A 23,607-nucleotide genomic window follows, 5' to 3' on the forward strand; every position below is an offset into this window, starting at 1 on the left:
GCAGTTCGGGCACTCGGGGTTCGCTGGCTCGTCGTCAGCCTTCACGCCAGCCGTGCGGATTTCCGTGCAGTCCGTCCATCCAGCCATCAGTAGGTTGTCCACCGCGCTCGGGTGATGCCACTCCGCTGTCACGCGCGACGGGCATACAAGCAGGCGGAATCCTTGATCTCGTAGATTCATTGGGTCACCTCACGTTATGGGCTTACCTGAAAAGCGGGGACTGGAGGGCGGGGGCGCGGGGCGGCAGGTTTGCTATGCTTTCGGTCCCTAAAAACAAGGAGACCGAAGATGAATCGAATGCGTATTTCTGCCGTGTTGGTGAGCGCTCTCGTAGGCCTTGCTTCGCAGGCGGTGCATGCAAAATCGAGCTCTGAGCTTCAGAGAGAGTGCGCAACGGATGCGTCCGCACTTGATCGCTTTGCGTGTCTGAGCTTCATAAGCGGCGTCTTGGCCGGATACGATCTCGGCGTCACGCGTGGGGCCTTATTTTTTCTGCCTGAAAAGTACGATTCCAAAGTTCAAAAGGCGATCATCCGCGTGAATACGAAACTAGGCATTTGCGTGCCGGCCGATGTCACCAACGGCCAGATCGTGCAGATAGTCACGAAATTCCTTGACGATCGCCCTGACCAACTACATCGACTTGCCAGTGTGAATGTGACTAATGCTGTGCAAGGCGTCTTCCCGTGTGCTGTCACCCCAAACTCCGCGGCACCAACGACCCCTGCGCCCTAAACCGCGTCGGCGAGCCCGGCGTGACATCAAGCGCATTGAGCTTGTCCATCTCCGATCCCCAAATCATCAAAAGTCGCTCGGCTCGCGCCGCGCGCCGTCTTAACGGAGTGTCCTGACGTGGCACTCTGGTAAGACTCTTCGCCAGATCCATCCAGCAGAGCCCGGAAGCCGAAACACAGCCTTGCGCGGGGTGCTGACACTGGCTCACGACCTCGCCTTGAGGCCGGCACGCGAGTCCACATGGGAGGCGTGCGGGATGGTTTTTTAAAGAGCGGGGCCGGCAGCATCGTCAGCCCGATAAGAAGCGTTGCTTCTTGATTCGATATTAGCAAAGCTTTTTATTCTGTCAAGAGCATTGCTAATATTTCATGCCGTCAGCGTAGACGGGTGACTGAGGACTACCTCTAGTCAAGACAGAGTTGGAGGAGCACTCACTTCGAGATTTGGCTAAAACGGACGCGGAGATTGAATGCGCGGGGAGGAGGCGCGATCCGATATGAAGGCTGCAACGACTGAGTTTTCGGCGAACGGAATGGCCGGTCAACCTGCAGGCGCGTATTTCTCACGCCAAATGGATTTCTCAATAAGAATAATTTTGTAGAAAATGAAAAGGATTTCTAGGGCTCTAGTCAGCGAATAGTCAAAAAAAATCCCGCCGGAGCGGGAAAACACTGGAGAATTATCGAGTTGTTTCGTCGCAAACTTGTATTTCGCCTAGTTGCCTTCCGCCATCGCAGTTCTTCCCGCACTCGTACGTTCCGGACGAGGAAGTTGCGGAATACCTTTGAAGCGCCGTGAGCGACGCTCTTCGGCAGTCATCTAGCGACGGGAAGTCACCCAAATTTCTGTAGTCCGCCAGAAAATTCTTGTCCGGATAGACAAAGGCGGTCCACCTGTCCGAGCAGCTGTTTAGACCCGCGACTCCAGCTGCAATGACTATGACGAGCCACGCAACCTTACTGCGCATCATTCTATAGGCCGTGCGACTTTTTCGGTGGTCGACAAGCGGCAGGTGAACTGGATTTCGACGCGAGGATAATTGCCGAAGATGTACGGAGGCTGCGACTCGCTCGTCGACAGAATCTGGAGCGCTTTTTCCTGCTTGCTGCAATACTCGCCGGCATCCTGCACAACTTCCGCCTTAAGACTTCCCATACCGCTAAAGCTACTAGCGCCCTGTTTAGAGAGGAAGAAGGTGTCCTGGCCCATCGGGATGATGCCCGAATAGGAGGGGCAGCCGCAGAGTAAGGCACAGATTCCGATTGTGCAGACTTTCTTAAGCAAGGCCACCGCTCCCGCTTCGGTCACGAACCCGGCCAAGGATCTGGATAAACTGAGCCGCCTGCTCTTCAGTAACCACCTCTTCCGGATACTTTCTGTTGTCGCTCACGAGCACGATTGAACCGTCGAAGCGCTTCAATATTCGCTTTATGCGAAATCCGTCGCCGTACCGCAGTACGTAGACCTTGCCGTCCAGAATTGCGGTATCGCTGATATCGACGAGCACCGAATCGCCTTCAAATAGCGTCGGCTCCATACTGTCACCGGACACTTTCACCCGTCTCGCATTGTGCGGCCGAATGTTGTTCTGTTGAAGGTAGCGAAGCGAATAGGTGTACGGCTCGCTTTCCTTCTCGATTTCCCATTGAATGTGACCGCTGCCCGCCTCGAATTTGAGGTTGTATCTCTCGATTGCCACGTAGCCCTCGGGCGTCTCCGCGCCATGCTCGACCGGAATGATTGGTGTCCCGACTCCAAAGTCGGAGGGCGGCATCAAATTGGCCAGTCTCGGGCTTATGGATTCGGGACTCGCTTTCAAGACCCGACAAAAGCTTAACAGAGCGGAAAGGTTCAGAGGAATCACTCCGCGCAGGTATTGGCCTACGGCACCCTGTGATCCCAGCCCCGTCTCGCGCCCCAGCCATTCCTGGGTGACCCCATGATTTTGGTCCTTATACCGAGCCCATGAGTCACGCAAGCGCATGGCCTCTTGCTGTTCTTCGAAAGTGAGTTCTCGTCTTTTCATGGCGCGATTTTATTAGTTCCACTTTTTTCCTGTGAATCTCTTGAAAAGCATTGCTCTTTGATTAGAATAGAAGCAATGCTACTCATAGAGAGGTGCCTCATGCGACTTGACGACTACCTGCGGGGGAAGAGGATGACGCAGGCTCAATTCGGCGAACTGCTCATCCCGCCTGTCAAGCAAGCTCAAGTGAGCCAATGGTTTCGCGGCCTGACCCGCGTCACGCTCGATCAAGCGTTGCAGATAGAGAGGATCACGGACGGCGAGGTCACTCCTGCCGACTGTGCAGCTCTTTTCGCCGTCCAGGAGGCGGCATGAAACCTCTCCGCGCGCCTCACGTGAAGCCGAGCTCGCGTCGGCTTATTCCTGAGGCCCCTTTTTACTCCGCGCGAATCCGTCTAGCGCCGCAAGAAAGTCATTCACTTCCTCAAGGAATCCAGCCCGGTATGCCGCTGGAAACGGGGCATCGTCTTCCTCTGCGAGCGTACGTTCAACGTCATCTCGAAAGGATGCGGCGATTCGAGCGGGCAATGGGTGGTCCCTGACGATCGCAAGAATCAGGAGACCCTGCGCTAGGTTCTCCCCGCGAAGTCTGGTGATTTCATCTCGAAGAACATCGATTTCGTTTTCGTTTTCGTTCACGGAGTTTCTTTCAATGAAAAGAGTTGGTGTCGTTGGCTGGCAAGACGGCGCGCAGGGCGCGGCATGAACCACGACCTCACGCAGACGTACGGTGGGTCGGTTATTGCCGAGTGCGTGGGGTGCCCAGATTCTCTAGGCGCTGAACGTCACGAAGCAATCGCAGGATCGAATCGACGCCCTCGACGGGGCCGGATTTCTTGACGTAGACGTCGTGGATTTCTTCGATCGTGTGAATGACGTTGCCGATCGGTACGGTCTTGTTGTCGTCGAGAGCCTTAACGAGGCCGACGTAAGAGACGAGAAGAGCAATTTGAATGTCCATGGGGACTCCCCGTAGCAGTGGTTTCTGGTGTCGTGGCTTGGCGGCCGGTGTCGGAACCATGTGCGGGGTAGTCCCCACCCAAAACGTCCCATCTTGGATCGTACTGTATCCGCGAGGTGGGGCCGGAACAACGTTCGACGGGGTAACACCATGAACATCACCGACGCAGCCTACGCAGTGGTCCACGATTACCCAGGCGGTACGGAGTCTCTCGCGCCACGCCTGGGCATGTCGGCAGCAGTGCTGCGCAACAAGGTCAACCCCAACAACACCACGCATCACATCACGCTCGCCGAAGCCGTCCGTACGACTGACATCACAGGCGACGAACGAATCCTCACGGCCTGGGCTGTTGACCGTAACGCTGTCGTGGTGCATCTGCCCGAGCCTTCCTCTGAGCCGGACAACGAAGAGTTGCTCGAGAAGTTCCTGAAGCTCACCTCGCACTATGGCGCGCTCGCTAAGCGCCATCAGGAAGCTACACAGGACGGCGAAGTCGACGACGAAGAGATGGCGGATCTGCGTCGCATCGGCAACGCGATCCACCAGACCGTCGAAGAGATCAACGCACTCACGGCGCGGATCTACACGCGCGGAAAGGGGCCTCGTGTTGAGCCGAAGATCGTGCGTGCTCGGACGGCCTGAGGGGAGATCGACATGGCGCGCATCCGCAGCATCAAGCCCGAGTACTGGACCTCCGAACAGGTGATGGAGTTGTCGCGCGACGCGCGTCTGATGTTCATCGGCATGTGGGGATTCTGTGACGATGCGGGCATTCATCCGGCGAAGCCGAAGACGCTGAAGGCCGAAGTGTTCCCTGCTGACGATCTCACTTCGGATGATGTTCGCCGAATGGTCGACGAATGCATTTCGATTGGCTTGATAGACGAGTACGAGGTCGACGGCGAACGCTATTGGATGATCACCGGTTGGCATCACCAGAAAGTCGATCAACCGACGTTCAAATATCCGATGCCTGACGGCTCTGTTCCTGAGGGCGCTGCAAAGCGCCGGCAAACCCGCATTCGATCGTCGAATTCGTCGAGTGTTCGCCGAACGGAATCTGAGTGTTCGCCGAACATACAGCGAACACTCGACGAGTGTTCACCCCCGGAGTCGAGTCGAGTCGAGTCGAGTCGAGAGGAAGGGAGTCGAGAAAAACAAGCGCCGGCGACTGACGTCGCGACGCTGCCGGATTGGATGCCCGAAGACGCGTGGAAGGGGTTCGTTGCCATGCGAAAAAAAATCAAAGCCCCGCTGACCCCCGACGCAGTATCGCTCGCTGTTCGCGAACTCGAAAAGCTGATGGGCGATGGGCATCGACCTCGGGCCGTGCTCGAGCAGTCCACGCTGAACTCGTGGCGCGGCCTGTTCCCGATCAAGTCGAACGCGACTCGCGGCAGCGGCGATCGCGATTCCCGTGAGGCCTTCAACGAACGCGAGAACGCTCGAGCGAAGGCGATGCTTTTCGGCACGGAGGTAGACCATGCAGCCCAGTGATTTCGATAGCTTCGCTCGCGTGCTTGACGCCGCGTATTCGCTGCACAGCAAGTCGCTCACGGCTGACGCGCGATCGCTGTTCTTCGCTGCGCTGGGCGAATACTCGCTCTCGGACGTCCGCAAGGCCTTCAGCGCACACATCAAAGACCCGCAGCGCGGCCAATTCCCGCCGAAGCCGGCGGACCTGATCGCGCAACTGAGCGGCGATCCGTTGAACGACGGTCGACCGGCTGCGGATGAGGCATGGGTGACGGCGCTAGCCGGCGCGAACGAGTTCGAGAGCGTCCGCTGGACGACGGAAACCGCAGAGGCGATGAACGACGACGTGAAGCGCTTGCTCGAGCGCGACGAGATCGGCGCACGCATGGCGTTCAAGGAGACGTACAAGCGCCTGTGTGCCGAAGCTCGCGCGGCGAAGCGCTCCGTCGAATGGGTTTTCTCGTGGGGCTTCGATCGCGATGGCCGTGAGCAGCTCGCTCGAGTCTCGGTCGAGAAGGGCCTGCTGTCGTTACCCGCTGCCAGCGCGCATGCCCCGCTTCTAGCTGCACCGCAGACCGAATGCAACCCGGCAAAGGCCGCCGAGTGCAAGGCGCGCATCGCGCAGATTCTCGGAACGATGCCGAGTCAGGCCGAAAAACTCGCTCGAGCGAAAACTGCTGCGGCTGCTGCCGACCGCTCGTTTCTCGAGAGCCTGAAGGCCGACACGCAGCGCCGCGTCGACGATTACGAGCGGAGCCACGCATGAGTGAACGCACCCCGGACCTCTGCGCTGCCTACGGTTGCCCGCTGATGGGCGTCCATGGCGTGAGTGGCAAGTGGTACTGCTGCTGTCACTTCAATGCCAACCCCGGCTTGAATGACGCGATCACGGCGGAATTGCATCGGAACAAGCCACTCGTCGATCGAGCGATGGCACTGCGCCGCGCCGGCGTCGCACACGGAGCACTCGAAAACGAACTCGTGACGCTGACGAAGGAAATCGGACAGCAGCGCGACCTCACAACCGAAATGGAGGCCGAATGAACTGCAAAAAGGGTGATCTCGCGTTCATCGCACGCAGCAATTTCAAGGAAAACGTCGGCGCTGTCGTCGAAATCATCGAGCCCGACGTGCAAAGGACATTCGAACTCGGTTCGTTCGTGTGGCGTGTGAAAACTTCGGGTCGCCCGCTCTCAGGCTTCAACCTGAACACGAAATCGAACCGGGAAGGCGTCGTGACCGGCATTGCGTTCGATCACCAGCTTCGCCCCATAACCGGATGGACGCCTGAGCCGGGCGTCGTCGATGAGGTTTTCTCGCCGGAGCCGCTTTTCGGCGAGAAGGGCTACCCGTTCCGCGCGGTGCTCCCCGCAGATTTCGACCCGATGGCCGTGGCATTTGGAATCCGTAAGCCGAATCAACGTACCGAGGTGAGCGCATGAACGCCGACGCCCAAGCAATCGTGTTTGTCCTGATCCTGCCGGTGCTCTGCGGCATAGCAGCCGGCCTCTACACGCAGGCTTGTGAGGCAGCTGATGCGCGTGCGTCTGGAGGTTCCAAATGACTCTTGGCTACTCACCCATTGGCTTTGCCAATTCAGCCGAAATGGAACCGTTACAAACGCGTCTGAGCGGCATAGATGACATCGAGCGAGCGGCAGTTTCTCAGTTCCTCACGCTTCCGCTGCCGCCTTCGGTCAACACGTACTGGCGTAAGTCGCCGCACGGCATGTACATCACGCAGCAGGGCAAGGACTTTCGCCAGAGCGTTGCCGAGATCGTCGCCGAGCGTAACGCGATGAAGTTCGGTAGGGCGCGGATCTTCATGGCTGTGCGGCTTTGCATGCGCGATCGTCGACCATCGGATCTCGACAACCGTCTGAAGGCGCTTTGCGACGCACTGGAGCACGCTGGTGTGTTCGATGACGACGAGCAGATCGACGAGCTGCTTGTGCTGCGCGGGCCGATCGTGAAGGGCGGTGAGTGCTACGTGATGATCTCGGGGGAAGCATGAACGTGCTCCAGCTCGCCGGCGCTCTCCCACGCGACCCTCAGTTCCGGGAATGGATTGCATCTCTCGACGGAGGCACGGAACTCGATCACGAGCAGTGCGCCGAGTTCATCCGGCTCGTGTGCCAAATCGAGTCGCGGCGGGAACTCATCTCGAACCCCGACGCCGAGAAGCGCTTTCACGAGCAACTGCGAAAGCCCTTTCTTGAGTGGCGGGTAGCTTCTTCGAAGCTAGTCCACGAAACGCAGTAAAGCAAACCCTGACTTCCGGTTTTCCACCCACCTACGAGGCACCTATGAACATGGCAGTCCACACGCCGAAGACCAGCGACGAGCAGATCGAAGACGAGATCCAACGCAAGAGCAAGACAGCGCCACGCATCACGCCGGCAGACATCGAAGCGGCGATCGAGCGCGCGTATTACTTCACGGCGGCAGAGGGCGTCTTCGGCGCCGCGATCGAGCGGACGATGAACGCCGGTGGCGTGATCGCGTGGGGCGATGAGGAAGCGCCGCATTCGGCGACGAAGCTGCTCACCTTTTGCGTGCTCGTCCTGCGCAACGGTTTCACGGTGACCGGAGAGAGCGCCTGCGCATCGCCTGAGAACTTCGACGCCGAGATCGGTCGCAAGATCGCGCGGCAAAACGCGGTTGCAAAGATCTGGCCGCTCGAAGGCTATCTGCTGAAGCAACACCTCCACGACGGACCGACCGAGCGTTCTGACCTCGGAGCGGATTTCGATCCGACCGCCAGCGCTCACGAGCGGCTGCACGGCGGCAAATAGTTTCGCCACCTTGGTACGCGCTGCCCCGCGCGTCGTTCGCTCCACGAAACGGAGCAGCCCCCGAATTCCCTCACCGAGCGCGAGCATGACCGTAACGCCCGAATTGCGCATCGATTGGTTTCGAATATTGACCGATCTGTGTCAGGACGGCGGCTCGCTGTATCAGGTGTCACGCATCACATCTATTCCGCGAAGCACGCTTCAGAACTACAAGCAAGGCGTCGAGCCGTCCCATTCTCTCGGCATGTGTTTGCTCAGGCTCTGGGCCATTAAGACCGGGAAGGATCGCGACGAGGCGCCAACGCAGCAGCGGTACGATCCGATCATGGTGAGATAGGCAGACTCGATGAAAATCCGCTTCGGCGGTTTTTTTACGTCCATCGTCCGTTCATTCTGGTGATTTAGCCCAAATCTGGTCTATCCGATCGCTCAATACTGCGTGTGAAGCGCGATTCGCGCAATTTTCGACAGTAGCGCACGGGTAGAAATGGACGAGGCGACTAAGCAGCCGAAAAAACGGGGCAGAAAACCCGGCACGCCGAAGACTGGCGGGCGGGTGAAGGGCACCCCGAATAAGGCGACCGCCGAAGTCAAATCGCTCGCGCGCCAATACGGAGCCGAAGTGATAGCACGCCTCGCCGATATCGCATTGAAGAGCGCGAACGAGACTGCGGCGATCGCTGCTGGTAAGGAGCTGCTCGAACGCGGATACGGGAAGTCCATCACGATGCTCAGCGGCCCGGATGAAGGCCCGATCCCCGTTAAGAACGAAGTGGACCTGAGCGGCTTGTCGCCAGAGCAGCTTCGCATCATCGCTTCCATCAAGGTGGATTGATGGGCGCCCGCGATCTCACCATCGAGCACGTTCAAGAAGCCCGGCGTCTGCTGGCGCGTCAAAGTCTGCCCGACTTCGCGTGTCTGGTGGATATCCCGACAGTGCCCGTCACCGCAGAGGCTGACGAAGACCGCTTCTCGATGATGCGCATCGGGAAGCTCGCCGCGCATCACCAGCTGCTGTGCGAGAAGCTGCAGGGCATTGAGAACGGCGCGATCCCGAATCTGATGGTGCTCATGCCGCCGGGCAGCGCGAAGAGCACCTATACCGACGTCGTCTTCATTCCGTGGTTCATGGCGCGCCGCTCGCGCCGCAATGTGATTCTGGCGAGCTACGCGACTGAGATCGCGGAGAAGCAGGGCCGTCGCGCGCGTCAGCTTGCGCTCTCGCCGAGCTTCCAACGCCTGATGGACGTGGGCCTCGTCGGTGACAACCGGGCGGCGCACCAGTGGACGTTGAGCAACGGCTCGGAATTCATGGCGGGCGGTCTGCTGTCGGGCCTGACGGGTAATCGCGCGCACCTTGGCGTGATCGATGACCCGATCAAGGGCCGCGAACAGGCCGAGTCCGACACGATCCGCAAGAAGACGTGGGACGCGTATATCGATGACTTTTGCTCGCGTCTGATCCCGGGCGCGCCGCAGGTCATGATGCTCACGCGCTGGCATCAGGATGATCCGGCGGGCCGCATCCTGCCCGATGGATGGGACGGCGAGTCGGGCGTCTTTCAGGGCCGCGACGGCCGCACGTGGCACGTCGTCTGTCTGCCCGCGATCGCAGACCGCGCCGACGATCCGCTCGGCCGCAAGCTCGGCGAGACGCTGTGGCCCGAGTGGTTCAGCCTCGACCACTGGAAGCCGTTCCAACAGAACCGCCGCTCGTGGTTCAGCCTGTATCAGCAGAAGCCATCGCCGGACGAGGGCACGTACTTCCAGAAGGCGTGGTTCCGTCGATATCGCCCGGGCAGCCAGCCCAAGGCGATGAACTACTACATGACGAGCGACCACGCACCGGCGGGCACCGACAAGAGCGACTTCGCGTGCGTGCGCATCTGGGGCGTCGATGCGAAGGGCGACGTCTATCTGATCGACGGCTTCCGCAAGCAGATGACGATGGACAAGCTCGTCGCCGAGGTCGTCGGCAACACCGAGGCCGCGAAGCTGCGCGAGGTCGAGCCGCAGGACGTGCGCACGGGCCTCATCCGCAAGCACCGGCCGCTCGCGTGGTTCCCCGAAGACGACAACAACTGGAAGTCCGTGAAGGGCTTCGTCACGGCCGCGATGCGCCGCGAGAAGACGTTCGTGCGTATCGAACCGATCAGCCCGCACGGCAGCGACAAGACGGTCAAGGCGCAGGCGTTTCAAGGTCTGGCATCGAACGGCGCCGTTTGGCTGCCCGAAGGCCCGGAAGGCGACGACGTGCTCGACCAGTACACGAAATTCCCGACCGCGAAGAACGACGACGAGGTAGACGCGGGCAGCCTGATCGGCCGCGCGCTTGCCGATGCTCATCCCGCGATCGTGCCGGTGAAAGAACAACGACCGGTCGAGATCGACCGCTGGCAACGAGCGTTCAACCGCTCGGACGATGACGAATCCACCTGGAAGGTCGCCTGATGGCAGCTATTCAACCTACTCAACAGCCCGTCGCATCAGTCGAAGTCCAGGTGGATATCGTCGAAGCGCCGGACGCGACGCTGCTCTGCCGCTGGTTCGAAGAGGCCGAGCAGATGACGGACGACGCGCGCCGTCTCGCCGAGCGCGATCGTGACTACTACAACGGCCAGCAGTGGACCGAGAAGGAACTCGCCACGCTGCGCCGTCGCGGCCAGCCCGCGCTGACCATCAATTACATCAAGCGCAAGGTCGAGTATCTGCGCGGCTTCGAGCGCCGCATGCGCAGCGATCCGAAGGCCTTCCCGCGCAATCCGGACGACGACCAGATGAGCGAGGCCGCGACCGACGCGTTGCGCTTCGTGGCCGATCGCAACGACTTCGATGTGATCCGCTCGGACGTCTACGAAGACATGCTCATCGAGGGAACCGGCGGCGTCGATGTGACCGTCGAGAACGGTTCGGACGGCCCCGAGGTCGTGCTCACGCGCGTGCCTTGGGATCGCATCTTCGCGGACCCGTACAGCCGCCAGAAGGACTTCAGCGACGCGCGCTATCTGGGCGTCGTGATCTGGATGGACAAGGACGAGGCCTTCGAGACGTTCCCGGGCTACGAGGATGCCATCGAGACGACGCTCGGTTCGAACTCGCTGAGCAATACCTACGACGACCGGCCGAAGTTCTCGACGTGGAGCGACAACCGCCGCACCCGCGTGCGCGTGATCCAGATCCAGTTCAAGTATCGCGGCGTGTGGATGATCGCGACCGTGACGAAGGGCGGCTATCTCTCCGAGCCGATTCCGTCGCCTTACGTCGACCGTGAAGGCCAGCCCGCGTGCTCGCTGAAGCTGCGCAGCGCCTACGTCGACCGCGAGAACAATCGCTACGGCCACGCGCGCGACATGATCAGCCTGCAAGACGAGGTGAACAAGCGCCGCTCGAAGGCGCTGCATCTGATGAGCGTGCGCCAGACCTTTGGCAACCGGCAGGCGATCGCGGACGTGGACAAGGCGCGGCGCGAGCTCGCAAAGCCCGACGGCCATCTCGAAATCGAGAACGCAGGCGTGCTCAATCAGGACTTCGGCATTCTGCCTACCGGTGACATGGCGCAATCGCAGATGGCGCTGCTCCAGCACGCGACGGGCGAACTGCAGGCGAGCGGCCCCAATGCTGCGATGGCCGGCAAAGATCCGCGCATTCAATCCGGCCGTGCGATCCAGTCGCAGCAGGCAGGCGGCGCAATCGAGGTCGAGCCGATCATCGACGACCTGCGCCAGTGGACGAAGCAAGTCTACGAGGCCACGTGGTTGCGCATCCGGCAATTCTGGACCGCGGAGAAGTGGATTCGCGTCACCGACGACGAGAAGAACGCGAAGTGGGTCGGCCTGAATCAGCCGGTCACGCTCGGTCAGGCGCTCGGCGAGCTGCCGCCCGAGGAAGCCGCGCAGTACGCGCAGCAGATGGGGCTGCAGCCGGGCGATCCCCGCCTGCAGCAGATCGTACGCATGGACAACGACATTGCGGGCCTCGACGTCGACATCACGATCGAGGAAGGACCGGACGTGGCCAACGTACAGGCCGAGCAATTCCAGATGCTTTCGCAGCTCGCGCCGGCCATGGCGCAGGCGGGCACGCCGCTGCCGCCCGAGGTGCTCATCGAGGCTTCGCAGCTGCGCAACAAAGACAAGCTGCTGGAGATGCTCAAGCAGAAGCAAGAAGCCGCCGCACCGGCCCAGCAAGCCGCCGCGCAGATCGGACAGGCGCAGGCCGAGGCCGACATCAACAAGACGAACGCCGACGCGCAGAAGAGCCAAGCACAGGCCGCCGAGTCGATGGCGAAGGCGCAGCAAGGCCCGACGCCGCAAGCGCCCGAGCAAGGCCCGTCGACGCTCGACCAGATGAAGCAAGCCGCCGAGATTCGAAAGCTCGACGCGCAGACCGGCGACCTTCAGGCATCAGCCGTGAAGAAGATCGCAGAGGCTCAACAGCCGTCACAAATTTCGCAGTACGCGTAGTACGGGCCGCCGCCGATTCGGGCGTTGACCGCCGCCGGGGACGATCGGGCGTAGAGAGGAAATCAGATGAACAGCTTGGACGATGTTCTCCGTGGGGAGCAGACCAATGACGCTACCGCTAATGCAGCAGCTGATACGGGCGAAGCAAGCCACACGGGCGAAACGCAGCAGACGGATGCAGCAGCAGGCGAAAGCCAAACGACTGCGTCTGAAGCTGGAAACGATGCGCCGCCGGCATCCGAGCATGACAAGTTGGTCCCGCTGAAAGCCCTAGAGGAAGAGCGTAAGGGGCGTCAGGACTGGAAGGAAAAGGCGATCCGCTTCGAGGAAGAACTGAAGCATCTGCGCGCGCAGAAGGAGCAACCGCAGGCTCAGCAAACCTCGCAGCAAGAGAATCAGCCGGTCGAGATGGACTATCAGACCGCACTGTTCAACGAGCGTCTTAACACGTCGGAAATGCTGCTTCGTGCCAAGCATGACGACGTCGACGAGAAGCTCGCCGTGTTCCAAGCAGAAGCCGCGAAGAACCCGGCATTGGGCGCTGAACTGCTCAGGCAACGGCATCCGTATGAATGGATGTATCAGCAAGCGACGCGCATGCAAGCGTTCGCCTCGATCGGCGACGACCCGGTCGCGTATCGCGAAAAGATGCGTGCCGAGCTGCTCGCCGAGTTGCAAGCGCAGCAACAGACCCAGACCGCCGAAACCGTTCAGCACCCGACGCAGGCCGCAGCGCCCGTCCTTCCGAAAACTCTTGCAACGACCCGATCCGCAGGCCCGCGTAGCGCGCCGACGTGGAACGGACCGACGTCTCTCAACGACATTCTCAAACGCTAATAGAGGTCGATCATGTCTGAAACTACCGCACGCGCCGGACTGACTCCCCAGCAGTGGGACGATCAGTTCTTTATGGAATACGTCCGTGACAGCCGCTTTAAGCGGTACATGGGCACCGACGAAAACTCGATCATCCAACTGAAGGACGATCTGACCGTCAAGCCGGGCAACAAGGTCACGTTTGCCAATGTGCGAAAGCTTAATGGCAATGGCGTCACCGGCAATCAGGTTCTCGAAGGCAACGAGGACGAGCTCGACTCGCGCTCAATGGCCGTCACTGTCAACCCGCTGCGTAACGCGGTCGTCGTGACTGATTGGGACGAGCAGAAGTCGGCGATTGATCTTCGCAACGCCGGCAAGACCGCGCTCAAGCTGTGGGCGATGGAAAAAATGCGCGACGGCACGATAGCGGCCTTCTATTCGATTAACGGCGTGCTCTACACGACCGCGACCGAATCGCAGAAAGACGCTTGGCTCGCCGACAACGCAGACCGCGTTCTCTTCGGCGCATCGGTGAGCAACAACTCGAGCAACGATCACAGCGCATCGCTCGCGAACATCGACAACACGGCCGACAAGCTGTCGTGCGACATGATTAGCCTCGCCAAGCGTCGCGCGCAGCTGGCGTCTCCGGCCATCAAGCCGATCCGTCTTGCCGAGGACGAAGAGTGGTTCGTGATGTTCGCCAACTCGCTGGCGTTCCGCGACCTCAGCAAAGACGCCGCAATGGTCTCCGCAAACCGCGATGCTCGCGCACGTGAAAGCGGCGCCCTGAGCAACAACCCGCTCTTTACTGGCGGCTCGCTGCAGTGGGACGGCGTGATCATCCGCGAAATTCCGGAAATCCCGTTCCTGCCTGGTGTCGGCGCGGGCGGCATTCAGGTCGGCGCGAATTTCCTCGTCGGCGCTCAAGCGATCGGGGTGGCGTGGGCGCAGCGCACCAAATCCACGACAAACGTGCGCGACTACGGCTTTCGGACCGGTGTCGGCGTGCAGGAGATTCGTGGCATCGAGAAGCTGTTGTTCGGCCGTGGCGCCGGCGACACCGACAACCTCGTTCAACACGGCGTCGTGACTGTGTACGCGGCCGCCGTTGCTGACGCTTAAGGAGCAACGACATGGCGACAACTTATCAAATGCAGCCCATCCCAGGCCGCGCAGGCGGCAAGGTTGGCCCCGGCGACGCTAAGGGCTTGAAGTGCGCGGTGTTCACCTACGCGCTCGCAGGGGCACTGGTGATCAACGACATGCTGCAAAGCCCAATGTTCGATGAGGGTACGACGATCGTGGATGTCACGGTCGTAACGCCCGACCTCGATTCGAGCGGCTCGCCGGCGGTAACGCTCGATGTTGGCTACGGAGTCGATCCGGACTACTTCATCGCGGCCTCTACCGTGGGACAGGCGGGTGGCGTTGCCCGAGCTTCAGCAGCAACGGCGCTCCCGCTTACGCTCACGGCAGACGACACCATCGACATTGTGGTGAAGGCGGCGCCGGCCACGAGCGCGACCTCCGGCACGATTTCGCTGGCTGTCTATTTCCTGCCACCTAACGCTTAAATGCGTGCGGGGAGTGGTGGCGACGCCGCCGCTCCCCGTCATCGGAGAAACAGCATGGCAAGAGTGACTTTCATCGGCGACCCGAGTGGGAACGACCCGACTCCAGGAGTCGAGTACAAGGGCACGTTCTTCGCGCGCGATGTCGAGGTCGATGTATCCGACGACATGGCAGCGAAGCTGGCGACCAACTCGCATTTTCAGGTCCGCGCATCTGCAGGCGCAAAGCGCAGCCGCGCATCGGCGGACGAATCGTCCACGCAGGCAGAGGGCTAAGGCTATGACGACTCAGGCAGAACTGGCGACGCGCGTGCTGCGCAAGCTGAAGGTGCTCGGCACGGGCCAGACTGCCGACGCCGACGACCTGCTCATCGCCGAGGAAAAGGTTTCCGCCGTGCATGCAAGTTTGAAGAAAGACGAGCGCGTGCGGTGGACTCTGCAAGGCATACCTGAAGCCGCTGCAGAGCCGTATGTGTTCATGGCGTCCTTCCTCGCGGCTCCAGAATTCGGCGCGGGCCTCACGACCGACGTATGGGACTGGGGCGAGCGGGAGATCTCGAGCTTAGTCAGCGTGCCCCGCTCGGGCGAACCCGTGTGCGCGGAGTACTTCTGATGGACATCAATTTCTCCGTCGCGCTCGACTCGCCCGCGCAGGAGCGCGACTTCGCGTTCCAGGCGGGCGACGATTTCAAGCTGGCGATGAAGGTCTACGCGACCGATAGCGCAGACGATATCGATGCAGAAGACCTGAGCGGCAAGACGCTCACGTTCGAGATCTTGGGCTATCCATCGAGAACAATGACCGCGACGGGCAACACTTTCACGTTCGACACGCCGCTGCCCGACAAGATGTACATTCGCGCGCGCATGCCTTTTCGCATCGTCATGACGGATGCCGATGGTCTGCGCACGACTCTGTGCTTCGGACATATGATCGCGCGCGGTGGTTGCAAATGGCCGCGTTGGTTGAGCGGGACGGACTACGGGTGGCGCGCATGAAGATGTCACTCACAACCGGCGCTTACGAGGCGCGCAGCGTGATCGCGAGCGCGCAGCGTTGCGTGAACCTGTTCCCGGAAGCGAATCCGTCCGATTCCGAGTTTCCGACGACCCACCATCTGACGCCGGGCCTGATAAAGCGCGCGAGCGCGCCGCTTAAGGGCTTTCGCGGCTTATACACGGCGACGAGCGGCGATCTCTACGCAGTCGTATCGACGGGCCTCTATCGCATCGCGAACGACTGGACATTCACGTTGCTCGGTTCGCTCGCGACGTCGAGCGGACCGGTCTCGATGCGCGACAACAGTTTGACGCTCGTTGTGGTCGATGGATCTGAAGATGGATACATGGTCGACTTGACAACATATGAGTTCGCCAAGATCGACGAGGAAGCGTTCTACGGCTCGCCGTGCATCTCTATCCTCAACGATTTCCTGATCTTCAATCAGCCGGACACGCGTCAGTTCTACATCAGTGGCGCGCTGGCGGTGACGTTCGATTCACTCGACATCGTGTCGAAGAACGGCGCGCCGGATAAGTTGGTTGCGACGGCAGCGATCGCCGGTGCGGTCTGGCTGCTCGGGGAGCGCACGACCGAAGTTTGGTCGCCGTCTGGTGCTGATGACTTCGCGTTTCAGCGTTATCCCGGCGTGCTCATCCATCAGGGTTGCTCGGCTCCCGCGTCAGTGGCCACCATCGACACATCGGTGTACTGGCTCTCTGACGGGGCGGATGGTCAAGGCATGGTATTCCGCTCGTCGCAGATGAGTGCACTGCGCATCTCGACGCATGCGATGGAGGCGGAGATCAAGAGCTACGCGCGCATCGACGACGCGATCGGCTATTGCTACCAGCGCGACGGCCATATTTTTTACGTGCTCACATTCCCGACCGCCGATAAGACATGGTGCTTCGATCTGGCGACGGGCCAGTGGCACGAGCGCCTTTGGATGGACGCCGCCGGTGCGCTGCATCGTCATCGCGGCAACTGCTTCGCGCAGTGGAATCGCATGCAGCTCGTCGGCGATTGGGAGACGGGAGATCTGTATGAAATGACTCCGGACGCTTACGACGACGCAGGTCACGACATGCTGCATATCCGCTCGTGGCCGGCGCTTTCGAACGAGAAGAAGCGCATCTTTCTCGACCGGTTCAGCCTCGACATGGAAGTCGGCGAGATCCCCGTTGGCGAGGATGAGCCGCAAGTGCGGCTGCGCTGGTCCGACACGCGCGGGCGTTCGTGGAAGAACCCTGTCTCGCGAGGTCTCGGCGCGCGTGGCCAGTTTGGTCATCTCGTGCGGTTCAATCGCTGCGGTCAATCGCGCGAGCGCGTGTTCGAGGTGTCGTGGTCGGCGCCCGTGAAGACGGCGCTGAATGGCGCGTACGTCGACGCGGAACTGGGGGCGTAATGGCAGGCTCACCGACTCCATTCCCGCCGTACGAGGTTCCATTCCTCGGCCCTGATGGCCGTGTAAATCGCGTGTGGTGGGACTTCCTGCTGACTATCTTCAATCGCACTGGTGCTAACGCCGGTGGCGATCTGAGCGCGCTTAAGACGCTGCTCGATGACGTCGCGGCGCTGCTCAAGAAACAAGGCTTGCGAATCGACGAACTGGACATGCAAGCTGCGGCACTCGTTGCGATTCCGCTGCTCGGTGCGCTTGCGAGGCGCGTCGCAGAACTCGAAGCAATGCAGGTGGTTGCGTGCGCGCTGCGCGTCGTACTCCCGGCTTTGGATCTCGTGCCGACGCACGGCATTCAGGACGCATCGGACCTACATGCGATCGCCACGGCGACTGCTGCTGGTTTCTTGTCGGCCGCTGACAAAGCGAAGCTCGACACGCTGTCGACGCCCGCCGATCCGAACGACTGGGCGCAGGTCGCGAAGGCGAGCCTCCCTACGGCAGCGGCTGGAAACAAGGGATGGCGGCGTTTCGTAACCAACGCGACCGGAGCGACGGGGATTGTTCCGGCTTATAGCGACGGTAGCGCGTGGAAGCGTTTTGCCGACGATTCAGTAGTGACCTAATTTGACGGGGTGAGCGATGGCGACGAAATACAAAGAGATGGTCAAAGGCGTGACGCTCACGGCGTCGGCGGTGAGCTACTACACGGCGCCCGATCTGACATCGGCATCGATCCATGCAGCGAGCGCGAACAATCCGGGCGGATCGCCCGTCACGATCAACGTCTACAAGGTTCCAAGCGGGACGTCGGCAGGCTCGGCGACGCGCATTGCGAGCAAGACTGTTCCAGCCGGGTTGACGGCCCAGTTTCCTGAACTGGTCAATCACAAGCTTGAGCCGGGCACGCAGATATTCGCTGACGGCAATGGCTGCTCGCTGAACATCAGCGGCATCGAATACGTTGCGGAGTGAATATGTCGAGCGAACTGACCACGACCGACAATCGTCCGATGCGCGAGCGCGTGTTCGCGCTCGAAGACGAACTCGCGCGATTGCCGCAAGTGGAATGTCCTGTGTGGCATCACTTCGCGCCCGGCCTGTATGCGCGAAAGATGCTGATCCCGAAGGGCGTCACGCTCACGGGCGCGGTGCATAAGACCGAGCATCTCTGCATCGTGTCGGGCGACATGACCGTGACGACGGATGACGGGGTGAAGCGCCTGACGGACGCGCACGCAATCCTCGTCTCGAAGCCCGGCGCGAAGCGCGCGGGCTATGCGCACGAAGACACGTACTGGACGACTGTGCACGCGACGGACGAAACGGACCTCGACAAGCTCGTCGAGGAACTGACCGAATCGAAGGCTTCCGAGCTGCTCGGCGGGAGCGAGAACAAGCAGGCGCTGAACAATCGTATCGAGGTGAAAGCATGAGTTTCGGAATCTCGGCCGCGACGGCGGCGGTCGTCGGTGGCGGGCTCGCTGCAGCCGGCGCGGTCGGCGGCGCAATCATCAGCAGCAACGCGTCCAAGGATGCGGCGCAAACGCAGGCGGACGCGGCGACCAATGCGGCAGCGCTTCAGCAACAGCAGCAGGAACAGGTCCGCAGCGATCTGCAGCCATACCGCGATCTCGGGTCAGGCAATATCGATGCGCTGCTGGCTTCGATCAAGAATCCGCTGCTCTCGTCGACGTTCAGCTACGGGTCTTTTACAGCACCTACTGCGGAGCAAGCGCAGACGACGCCCGGCTATCAGTTCACGCTTGATCAAGGGCTGAAGGCGGCGCAGAACAGCGCATCGGCGCGCGGACTCGGATCGTCCGGTGCTGCGGTCAAAGGTGCGGAGAAGTACGCCACGGGCCTCGCGGACTCGACCTACAACGACGTCTACAATCGGGCGCTCTCGACCTACTCGACGAATCGCAACAACGCGCTGAGCAACTACACGACGAACTACGGCGTGGCGTCGGACAACGTAAACCGTCTGCTCGGGCTCGTTCAGACCGGCGCGAACGCCGCAGCACAGACGGGGCAGTTGGGCACGACATCGACGAACAGCATCGCGGGCACGCTGACATCAGGCGCGGCGGCTACCGCTGCTGGTCAGGTGGGTTCGGCAAACGCGATCAGCAACGGCATTTCCGGCGCCATCAATGGCTATCAGAGCAACCAGTTGTTGAGCAGCCTTCTCAACAAGAACACATCGACCGCGACTGACGCTTACGGGAACCCGGTATGAGCCTCGATCCTTCCATCGCCCTCCAAGTCCAGCCGGTTCAGATTCAGAACCCGCTGACCCAATACGCTCAGGTCGCGGCCATTCAGGACGCACAGCAGCGCAACAAGCTGCTCGATCTGTCCATCGCGGACAAGCAGCGCGAGGTCGGCCAGAACGCGGCTCTGAACGATGCCTATGCGAGAAACCTGAATGCGGACGGCACCGTCAATCAGCAAGGCCTGCTCGGCGCGGTCGTGCAATCCGGCTATGGCTCGGCGATTCCGGGCATTCAGAAATCGCTGATGGAAGCCGACACGGCGAAGCTCACGCAGCAGAAGACGCGACTCGAAGCCGCGGGCGCGCAGCTGCAAACGGTCGGCCAGGTGCTCGGCAGCGTGACCGATCAAGCGTCGTGGGATGCCGCGCGCCAATGGGCGCATACGAATCTCGGACCGTCGTCGCTGGACAACGCGCCGGCTGTCTACGATCCGACGGTCATTGCGAACGCGCGCAAGCAAGCGCTCACCGTCCTGCAGCAACTCGACGAGCAGCACAAGACGCTCGCGGATCAACTCGCGCAGAGCCAGTTCACCGAAACGCAGCGCCACAATCAGGCGACCGAAGGCAACGCCGCCGGCCAGCTTGCCGTGTCGCAAGCCAATTCAGCGACGGAAGCGGCGAGCGCGTTGACGCGGGGGCTCGAATATGACGCGAAGAACGGTGTCGTCATCAACAAGCGAACTGGTCAATCTGTCCCGGTGCGTGACGCGCAGGGCAATCCGATTGCAACGACCGCCGCGAACCTGACCGGTGAGCAGTCGAATGCCGTCGCATTTGGTGCGCGAGCGCTTGACGCGCAGAACACCCTTCGCCAGCTTGAGGCCTCTGGCATTACCAATGGTGGTCGCATCAAGCAAGGTGTCGAGGGGATCCCGGTCGTGGGCAATGCGCTTGGAAACGCTGTTAATTCTCTGCCGACTTGGGCTGGGGCTCCGAACGATCAGCAGCAGAGTTACGAGCAGGCGCAGCGCAACTTCGTGTCGGCAGTTCTTCGTAAGGAGTCGGGTGCGGCGATCTCCAACGAGGAATATGCAAACGAAGCTAAGAAATACTTCCCGCAGCCGGGCGACAGCGCCGCGACGATCGAACAGAAGGCCCGCGCGCGTGATCTCGCGATCGAAGGTCTGAAGGCGCAGGCGGGCCCGGGCGCGTCGATGATCGGCGGCATCATCTCGAACGCGAATCAGGACTACGGCAATCAGCCGCGCCCGGCCGCGCAGCAGCCCGCAGCGCAGAAGCAGCCGGCGGCGCAGATCGCGCCGGACGCCGCGCGCGCCGAGTTGCTGCGCCGTGCTGCCAACAATCCCGCGCTCGCCGCGAAACTCCAAGCGATGGGGCATTAAATGGCCGATCTGAGCAATCTGTCCGACGATCAGTTGCTGTCCGCGCTCGGCCCCGCGCCGAAGGCCGCAGGCACGCCCGCGGCGTTCATTGCGCAGCATCAGGGCACCGCGCAAGCCGCCGGCCAGAAGCTCGGCGTCGATCCCGATCTGCTGCTCGCACAGTGGGGCCTCGAAACCGGGTGGGGCAAGTCCGTCGTGCCGGGCACGAACAATCTGGGCAACATCAAGGACTTCTCCGGCGGCGGTCTCGCCGCGCGCGACAACATGACCGGCTCGACGGACAACTATCGCGCGTACTCGTCGCCCGATGCGTTCGCCGCCGATCAGGCGTCGCTGCTCGCGCGAAAATATCCCGGCGTCGTTGGTGCGGGATCGGACGTCCAGAAGTTCGCTGGCGGCCTTCGAGGCTATGCGGAAGACCCGAACTACGGGGCGAAGCTTGCGAGCGTCGTGCAGACCGTGCAGCGCAATCAGTCGAAGCAGCCGGGCGTGCTCGCGCGAGTCGGCGACGCGGTTGCGAGTGCCATCTCGGGCACGGCCAACGCCGCGACGCCTCAGGATCTCTCGGGCATCAGTGACGACGACTTACTCGCGGCGCTGGGGTCGCGGAATAATGCAAGCATTCAATCGCAAACCCAATCACAGCAAGGCTCTCCCGGCGGCGCGCGCGCAAATCCGCCGATCCTCGATTCCGTCGGCCATCAACTCGGTTTGACTGCGCGTGCGGCTGGGCATGGCATCGCCGACGCGGTCGGACTGGTCGCTAACCCTGTTAACGCGCTCATCAATACGGTGGGCGATGCGATCGGCCATAACCCGCACCTGCAGGACGTCGACACGCTCATCCGGCGCGGTGTCGATGCAGTGACGCCTGCACCGGCCAATGCGACGGAGCAGACGGTAGGCGACATTGCCGGCGCGATGGCGAATCCAGTGAATATGGCGGCTGGCCCCATCATGGCAGGCACGCGCGGCGTGGCGTCCGCTGCGCTACGCGGCGCAGTGGCTGGCGGCGCAACGGCGGGGGCGCAGCCACTGCATGGCGACGATACGATCGGAACCGAGCTATCGCGCGTTGGCGGGGGCGCGCTCGGCGGGGCGGCCGGCGGCGCAATCGGCGCGACGGCGGGCGCGGCACTGGACAAGCTCGTGAATGGCGCGAATCGCGTCGTGACCGCGATCAAGTCGGCGACGCCCGGCGTTCAGCGCACGGCCAACACGAACGCCGACGAGCTGCTCGTCGAAGTCGCGCGACAGGAAGGCATCGACCTCGCGGCGATCCCGGAGTCGATCCGCAACGGTGTGCGCGCTCAGGTCGCAGACGCGCTCGCGAGCAACAAGACGACCGACGCGGCGTCGATTCTGCGCCGCGCAGAAGGCGAGGCGGTGCTAGGCCGCGACGCTGGTCTGACGCTCGGGCAGTCCACGCGCGACCCGATCCAGTTCGCGCAAGAGCGCAATTTTCGGGGCGTGCAAGGCGCTGGAGAACCGCTCACGCAGCGCTTCGCCGATCAGAACCGCGCCCTCATTGGCGCGCTGAACGAGCGCGGCGCGGCGAATGCGCCCGGCGAATTCAACGCTGGTCAGTCGACGATCAATGCGCTGCAGGGCGTCGACGACGCGGCGCGTGCGAACGTGACCGGCCTCTATAACCGCGCCCGCTCGCTGAACGGCGGCGACATTCCGCTCGATCACACGACGTTCGTCAATCAGGCGAACACGACGCTCGATCAGGACCTCGCGCACGCGCATCTTCCGGAATGGGCGCGCACGACGATGAATCAGATTTCGTCGGGCGATCTGCCGCTGACCGTGGGCGTGTCCGAGCAGTTCAAGACGCAGCTCTCGCGCGCGATCCGGTCATCGACCGATGGAAACCAGCGGCACGCGCTCGGCGTGGTGCGCAACGCACTCGAAAGCGCAGAGCCGCTGCAAGGCTCGACGCAGTTCGGCGGCAATCAGATCGTGCCGCACGGCGCGCCGCTGCCGCCGTCGAATCCCGGCGAGGAAGCGGTGCAGGCCTTCGGGCAGGCGCGCGCGGCGGCCGCGCAACGCTTCGGCACGATCGACAGCAATCCGGCGCTGCGCGCCGTCGTGAACGGCGACGCAGTGCCTGACAACTTCTTCAAGCGCTATGTGGTGAACGGGAATGTGGGCGACGTGAATTCGCTGCTGCGCCTCGTTCCGGATCAGGGTAACCAGCTGCGCGCGCAGATGGCCGATTACCTGAAGTCCAAGGCGCTGAACGGCGCGAGCGACGAGATTGGGACGTTCTCGCAGGCGGGATTCAACAAGGCATTGAATTCGATCGGCGACGCGAAGCTGCAGGCAATCTTCGGTTCCGATGTGGCGGCGCAGCTGCGGCAGATCGGCCGTGTGGCCGGGAACATTCAGGCGCAGCCGGCGGGATCGGCGGTGAACAACTCGAATACGGGTGCGGCCGTGATGAACCTGCTTTCGAAGATGAGCGGCAAGGTCGGGGGCTTTCCCGGCGTGAACATCGTGCGCAATTCGGTGAACCAGTTTCTCGACGAGCGCACGGTCGCAAACTCACTCGCCGCGCAGATCCGAGCCACGGCGAACCCGGGCGTCAAAGGGAGCCTGAACCCGCTTCTCCCACTTCTTGCGCCAGCGGGCGGGGCTCTCGTCGCCCAGCCTGGACATCAGCGTTAGGAAACACGTGAAAAGCGCCGACGAGACAACGCCAATGACGAACTTCTGTGAAGTCAC

General features: G+C 61.7%; 32 protein-coding genes. 28 read left to right on the forward strand and 4 right to left on the reverse strand.

Annotated features, from left to right (window positions below):
* Positions 1 to 288: 288 nt before the first annotated feature.
* The gene (locus IAG25_RS35460) at positions 289 to 735 is read left to right on the forward strand and encodes a Rap1a/Tai family immunity protein (protein ID WP_187609010.1); all 447 of its coding nucleotides are present in this window, start codon (positions 289 to 291) and stop codon (positions 733 to 735) included.
* Between the two features lie 966 nt (positions 736 to 1,701).
* On the opposite strand, the gene IAG25_RS35465 is transcribed toward IAG25_RS35460, so the two are convergent.
* Both IAG25_RS35465 and IAG25_RS35470 read right to left on the reverse strand, forming a co-directional pair.
* A complete protein-coding gene (locus IAG25_RS35465) occupies positions 1,702 to 2,019 on the reverse strand; it encodes a hypothetical protein (protein ID WP_222946792.1) in 318 nt (105 codons plus the stop codon).
* Positions 2,012 to 2,761: a S24 family peptidase gene (locus IAG25_RS35470; protein WP_187609011.1), complete on the reverse strand. Its 750-nt coding sequence runs from the start codon at positions 2,759 to 2,761 to the stop codon at positions 2,012 to 2,014. Before IAG25_RS35470 ends, IAG25_RS35465 begins: the two co-directional genes overlap by 8 nt.
* 99 nt (positions 2,762 to 2,860) lie before the next feature.
* Between IAG25_RS35470 and IAG25_RS35475 the strand changes: the two genes are divergently transcribed.
* Positions 2,861 to 3,076, forward strand: a complete 216-nt coding sequence (locus IAG25_RS35475; protein ID WP_187609012.1) for a helix-turn-helix domain-containing protein — start codon at positions 2,861 to 2,863, stop codon at positions 3,074 to 3,076.
* Positions 3,077 to 3,118: 42 nt separating this feature from the next.
* On the opposite strand, the gene IAG25_RS35480 is transcribed toward IAG25_RS35475, so the two are convergent.
* Positions 3,119 to 3,400, reverse strand: coding sequence for a hypothetical protein (locus IAG25_RS35480; protein WP_187609013.1), 282 nt, complete (start codon positions 3,398 to 3,400; stop codon positions 3,119 to 3,121).
* A 100-nt stretch (positions 3,401 to 3,500) separates the two neighbouring features.
* Positions 3,501 to 3,722 carry a hypothetical protein gene (locus IAG25_RS35485; RefSeq protein WP_187609014.1) on the reverse strand — a complete coding sequence of 74 codons (222 nt, stop codon included), beginning with the start codon at positions 3,720 to 3,722 and terminating at the stop codon, positions 3,501 to 3,503.
* 150 nt (positions 3,723 to 3,872) lie between these two features.
* Between IAG25_RS35485 and IAG25_RS41745 the strand changes: the two genes are divergently transcribed.
* The 26 genes from IAG25_RS41745 (at position 3,873) to IAG25_RS35610 (ending at position 23,550) form a co-directional block, all read left to right on the forward strand.
* On the forward strand, positions 3,873 to 4,367 hold the full coding sequence (locus tag IAG25_RS41745) for a YmfL family putative regulatory protein (protein ID WP_255504190.1): 495 nt from the start codon (positions 3,873 to 3,875) through the stop codon (positions 4,365 to 4,367).
* 12 nt (positions 4,368 to 4,379) lie between these two features.
* The gene (locus IAG25_RS35495; protein WP_187609015.1) at positions 4,380 to 5,222 is read left to right on the forward strand and encodes a hypothetical protein; all 843 of its coding nucleotides are present in this window, start codon (positions 4,380 to 4,382) and stop codon (positions 5,220 to 5,222) included.
* Complete coding sequence (locus IAG25_RS35500) at positions 5,209 to 5,967, forward strand: hypothetical protein (RefSeq protein WP_187609016.1); 759 nt, start codon at positions 5,209 to 5,211, stop codon at positions 5,965 to 5,967. Before IAG25_RS35495 ends, IAG25_RS35500 begins: the two co-directional genes overlap by 14 nt.
* The gene (locus tag IAG25_RS35505; protein WP_187609017.1) at positions 5,964 to 6,245 is read left to right on the forward strand and encodes a hypothetical protein; all 282 of its coding nucleotides are present in this window, start codon (positions 5,964 to 5,966) and stop codon (positions 6,243 to 6,245) included. The genes IAG25_RS35500 and IAG25_RS35505 overlap by 4 nt, the downstream gene beginning before the upstream one ends.
* Positions 6,242 to 6,643, forward strand: coding sequence for a hypothetical protein (locus IAG25_RS35510; RefSeq protein ID WP_187609018.1), 402 nt, complete (start codon positions 6,242 to 6,244; stop codon positions 6,641 to 6,643). The genes IAG25_RS35505 and IAG25_RS35510 overlap by 4 nt, the downstream gene beginning before the upstream one ends.
* Entirely contained in the window at positions 6,640 to 6,765 is a 126-nt protein-coding gene (locus IAG25_RS41750; RefSeq protein WP_255504192.1) for a hypothetical protein, read from the forward strand. The genes IAG25_RS35510 and IAG25_RS41750 overlap by 4 nt, the downstream gene beginning before the upstream one ends.
* Before the next feature lie 41 nt (positions 6,766 to 6,806).
* Entirely contained in the window at positions 6,807 to 7,214 is a 408-nt protein-coding gene (locus IAG25_RS35515) for a RusA family crossover junction endodeoxyribonuclease (RefSeq protein WP_187609019.1), read from the forward strand.
* Positions 7,211 to 7,462, forward strand: coding sequence for a hypothetical protein (locus IAG25_RS35520; protein ID WP_187609020.1), 252 nt, complete (start codon positions 7,211 to 7,213; stop codon positions 7,460 to 7,462). The genes IAG25_RS35515 and IAG25_RS35520 overlap by 4 nt, the downstream gene beginning before the upstream one ends.
* A 44-nt stretch (positions 7,463 to 7,506) precedes the next feature.
* Entirely contained in the window at positions 7,507 to 7,995 is a 489-nt protein-coding gene (locus IAG25_RS35525) for a Gp49 family protein (protein WP_187609021.1), read from the forward strand.
* Positions 7,996 to 8,080: 85 nt separating this feature from the next.
* On the forward strand, positions 8,081 to 8,332 hold the full coding sequence (locus tag IAG25_RS35530) for a hypothetical protein (RefSeq protein WP_187609022.1): 252 nt from the start codon (positions 8,081 to 8,083) through the stop codon (positions 8,330 to 8,332).
* 150 nt (positions 8,333 to 8,482) lie between these two features.
* Positions 8,483 to 8,830: a hypothetical protein gene (locus IAG25_RS35535; RefSeq protein WP_187609023.1), complete on the forward strand. Its 348-nt coding sequence runs from the start codon at positions 8,483 to 8,485 to the stop codon at positions 8,828 to 8,830.
* Positions 8,830 to 10,446 carry a terminase large subunit domain-containing protein gene (locus tag IAG25_RS35540; protein ID WP_187609024.1) on the forward strand — a complete coding sequence of 539 codons (1,617 nt, stop codon included), beginning with the start codon at positions 8,830 to 8,832 and terminating at the stop codon, positions 10,444 to 10,446. Before IAG25_RS35535 ends, IAG25_RS35540 begins: the two co-directional genes overlap by 1 nt.
* Positions 10,446 to 12,458 carry a portal protein gene (locus tag IAG25_RS35545; RefSeq protein WP_187609025.1) on the forward strand — a complete coding sequence of 671 codons (2,013 nt, stop codon included), beginning with the start codon at positions 10,446 to 10,448 and terminating at the stop codon, positions 12,456 to 12,458. The genes IAG25_RS35540 and IAG25_RS35545 overlap by 1 nt, the downstream gene beginning before the upstream one ends.
* A gap of 66 nt (positions 12,459 to 12,524) precedes the next feature.
* On the forward strand, positions 12,525 to 13,295 hold the full coding sequence (locus IAG25_RS35550) for a hypothetical protein (RefSeq protein WP_187609026.1): 771 nt from the start codon (positions 12,525 to 12,527) through the stop codon (positions 13,293 to 13,295).
* Between the two features lie 12 nt (positions 13,296 to 13,307).
* Positions 13,308 to 14,402, forward strand: a complete 1,095-nt coding sequence (locus IAG25_RS35555) for a phage capsid family protein (protein WP_187609027.1) — start codon at positions 13,308 to 13,310, stop codon at positions 14,400 to 14,402.
* An 11-nt stretch (positions 14,403 to 14,413) separates the two neighbouring features.
* Positions 14,414 to 14,854, forward strand: coding sequence for a hypothetical protein (locus IAG25_RS35560; protein ID WP_187609028.1), 441 nt, complete (start codon positions 14,414 to 14,416; stop codon positions 14,852 to 14,854).
* A gap of 54 nt (positions 14,855 to 14,908) precedes the next feature.
* Positions 14,909 to 15,127, forward strand: a complete 219-nt coding sequence (locus IAG25_RS35565) for a hypothetical protein (protein WP_187609029.1) — start codon at positions 14,909 to 14,911, stop codon at positions 15,125 to 15,127.
* A 4-nt stretch (positions 15,128 to 15,131) separates the two neighbouring features.
* Entirely contained in the window at positions 15,132 to 15,464 is a 333-nt protein-coding gene (locus IAG25_RS35570) for a hypothetical protein (protein ID WP_187609030.1), read from the forward strand.
* Positions 15,464 to 15,850, forward strand: coding sequence for a hypothetical protein (locus tag IAG25_RS35575; RefSeq protein ID WP_187609031.1), 387 nt, complete (start codon positions 15,464 to 15,466; stop codon positions 15,848 to 15,850). The genes IAG25_RS35570 and IAG25_RS35575 overlap by 1 nt, the downstream gene beginning before the upstream one ends.
* Before the next feature lie 2 nt (positions 15,851 to 15,852).
* Entirely contained in the window at positions 15,853 to 17,259 is a 1,407-nt protein-coding gene (locus IAG25_RS35580) for a hypothetical protein (RefSeq protein ID WP_222946793.1), read from the forward strand.
* Complete coding sequence (locus tag IAG25_RS35585; protein WP_222946794.1) at positions 17,196 to 17,879, forward strand: hypothetical protein; 684 nt, start codon at positions 17,196 to 17,198, stop codon at positions 17,877 to 17,879. The genes IAG25_RS35580 and IAG25_RS35585 overlap by 64 nt, the downstream gene beginning before the upstream one ends.
* A gap of 16 nt (positions 17,880 to 17,895) precedes the next feature.
* Positions 17,896 to 18,228 carry a hypothetical protein gene (locus tag IAG25_RS35590; RefSeq protein WP_187609034.1) on the forward strand — a complete coding sequence of 111 codons (333 nt, stop codon included), beginning with the start codon at positions 17,896 to 17,898 and terminating at the stop codon, positions 18,226 to 18,228.
* A 2-nt stretch (positions 18,229 to 18,230) separates the two neighbouring features.
* Positions 18,231 to 18,689: a hypothetical protein gene (locus IAG25_RS35595; RefSeq protein WP_187609035.1), complete on the forward strand. Its 459-nt coding sequence runs from the start codon at positions 18,231 to 18,233 to the stop codon at positions 18,687 to 18,689.
* Positions 18,686 to 19,495: a hypothetical protein gene (locus IAG25_RS35600; RefSeq protein WP_187609036.1), complete on the forward strand. Its 810-nt coding sequence runs from the start codon at positions 18,686 to 18,688 to the stop codon at positions 19,493 to 19,495. Before IAG25_RS35595 ends, IAG25_RS35600 begins: the two co-directional genes overlap by 4 nt.
* Entirely contained in the window at positions 19,492 to 20,877 is a 1,386-nt protein-coding gene (locus tag IAG25_RS35605) for a hypothetical protein (RefSeq protein ID WP_187609037.1), read from the forward strand. Before IAG25_RS35600 ends, IAG25_RS35605 begins: the two co-directional genes overlap by 4 nt.
* Positions 20,878 to 23,550, forward strand: coding sequence for a glycoside hydrolase family 73 protein (locus IAG25_RS35610; RefSeq protein WP_187609038.1), 2,673 nt, complete (start codon positions 20,878 to 20,880; stop codon positions 23,548 to 23,550).
* The last annotated feature ends 57 nt before the right edge of the window (positions 23,551 to 23,607 follow it).

This window comes from Caballeronia sp. EK, from assembly GCF_014384845.1.
GTDB classification, from domain to species: Bacteria; Pseudomonadota; Gammaproteobacteria; order Burkholderiales; family Burkholderiaceae; genus Caballeronia; species Caballeronia jiangsuensis.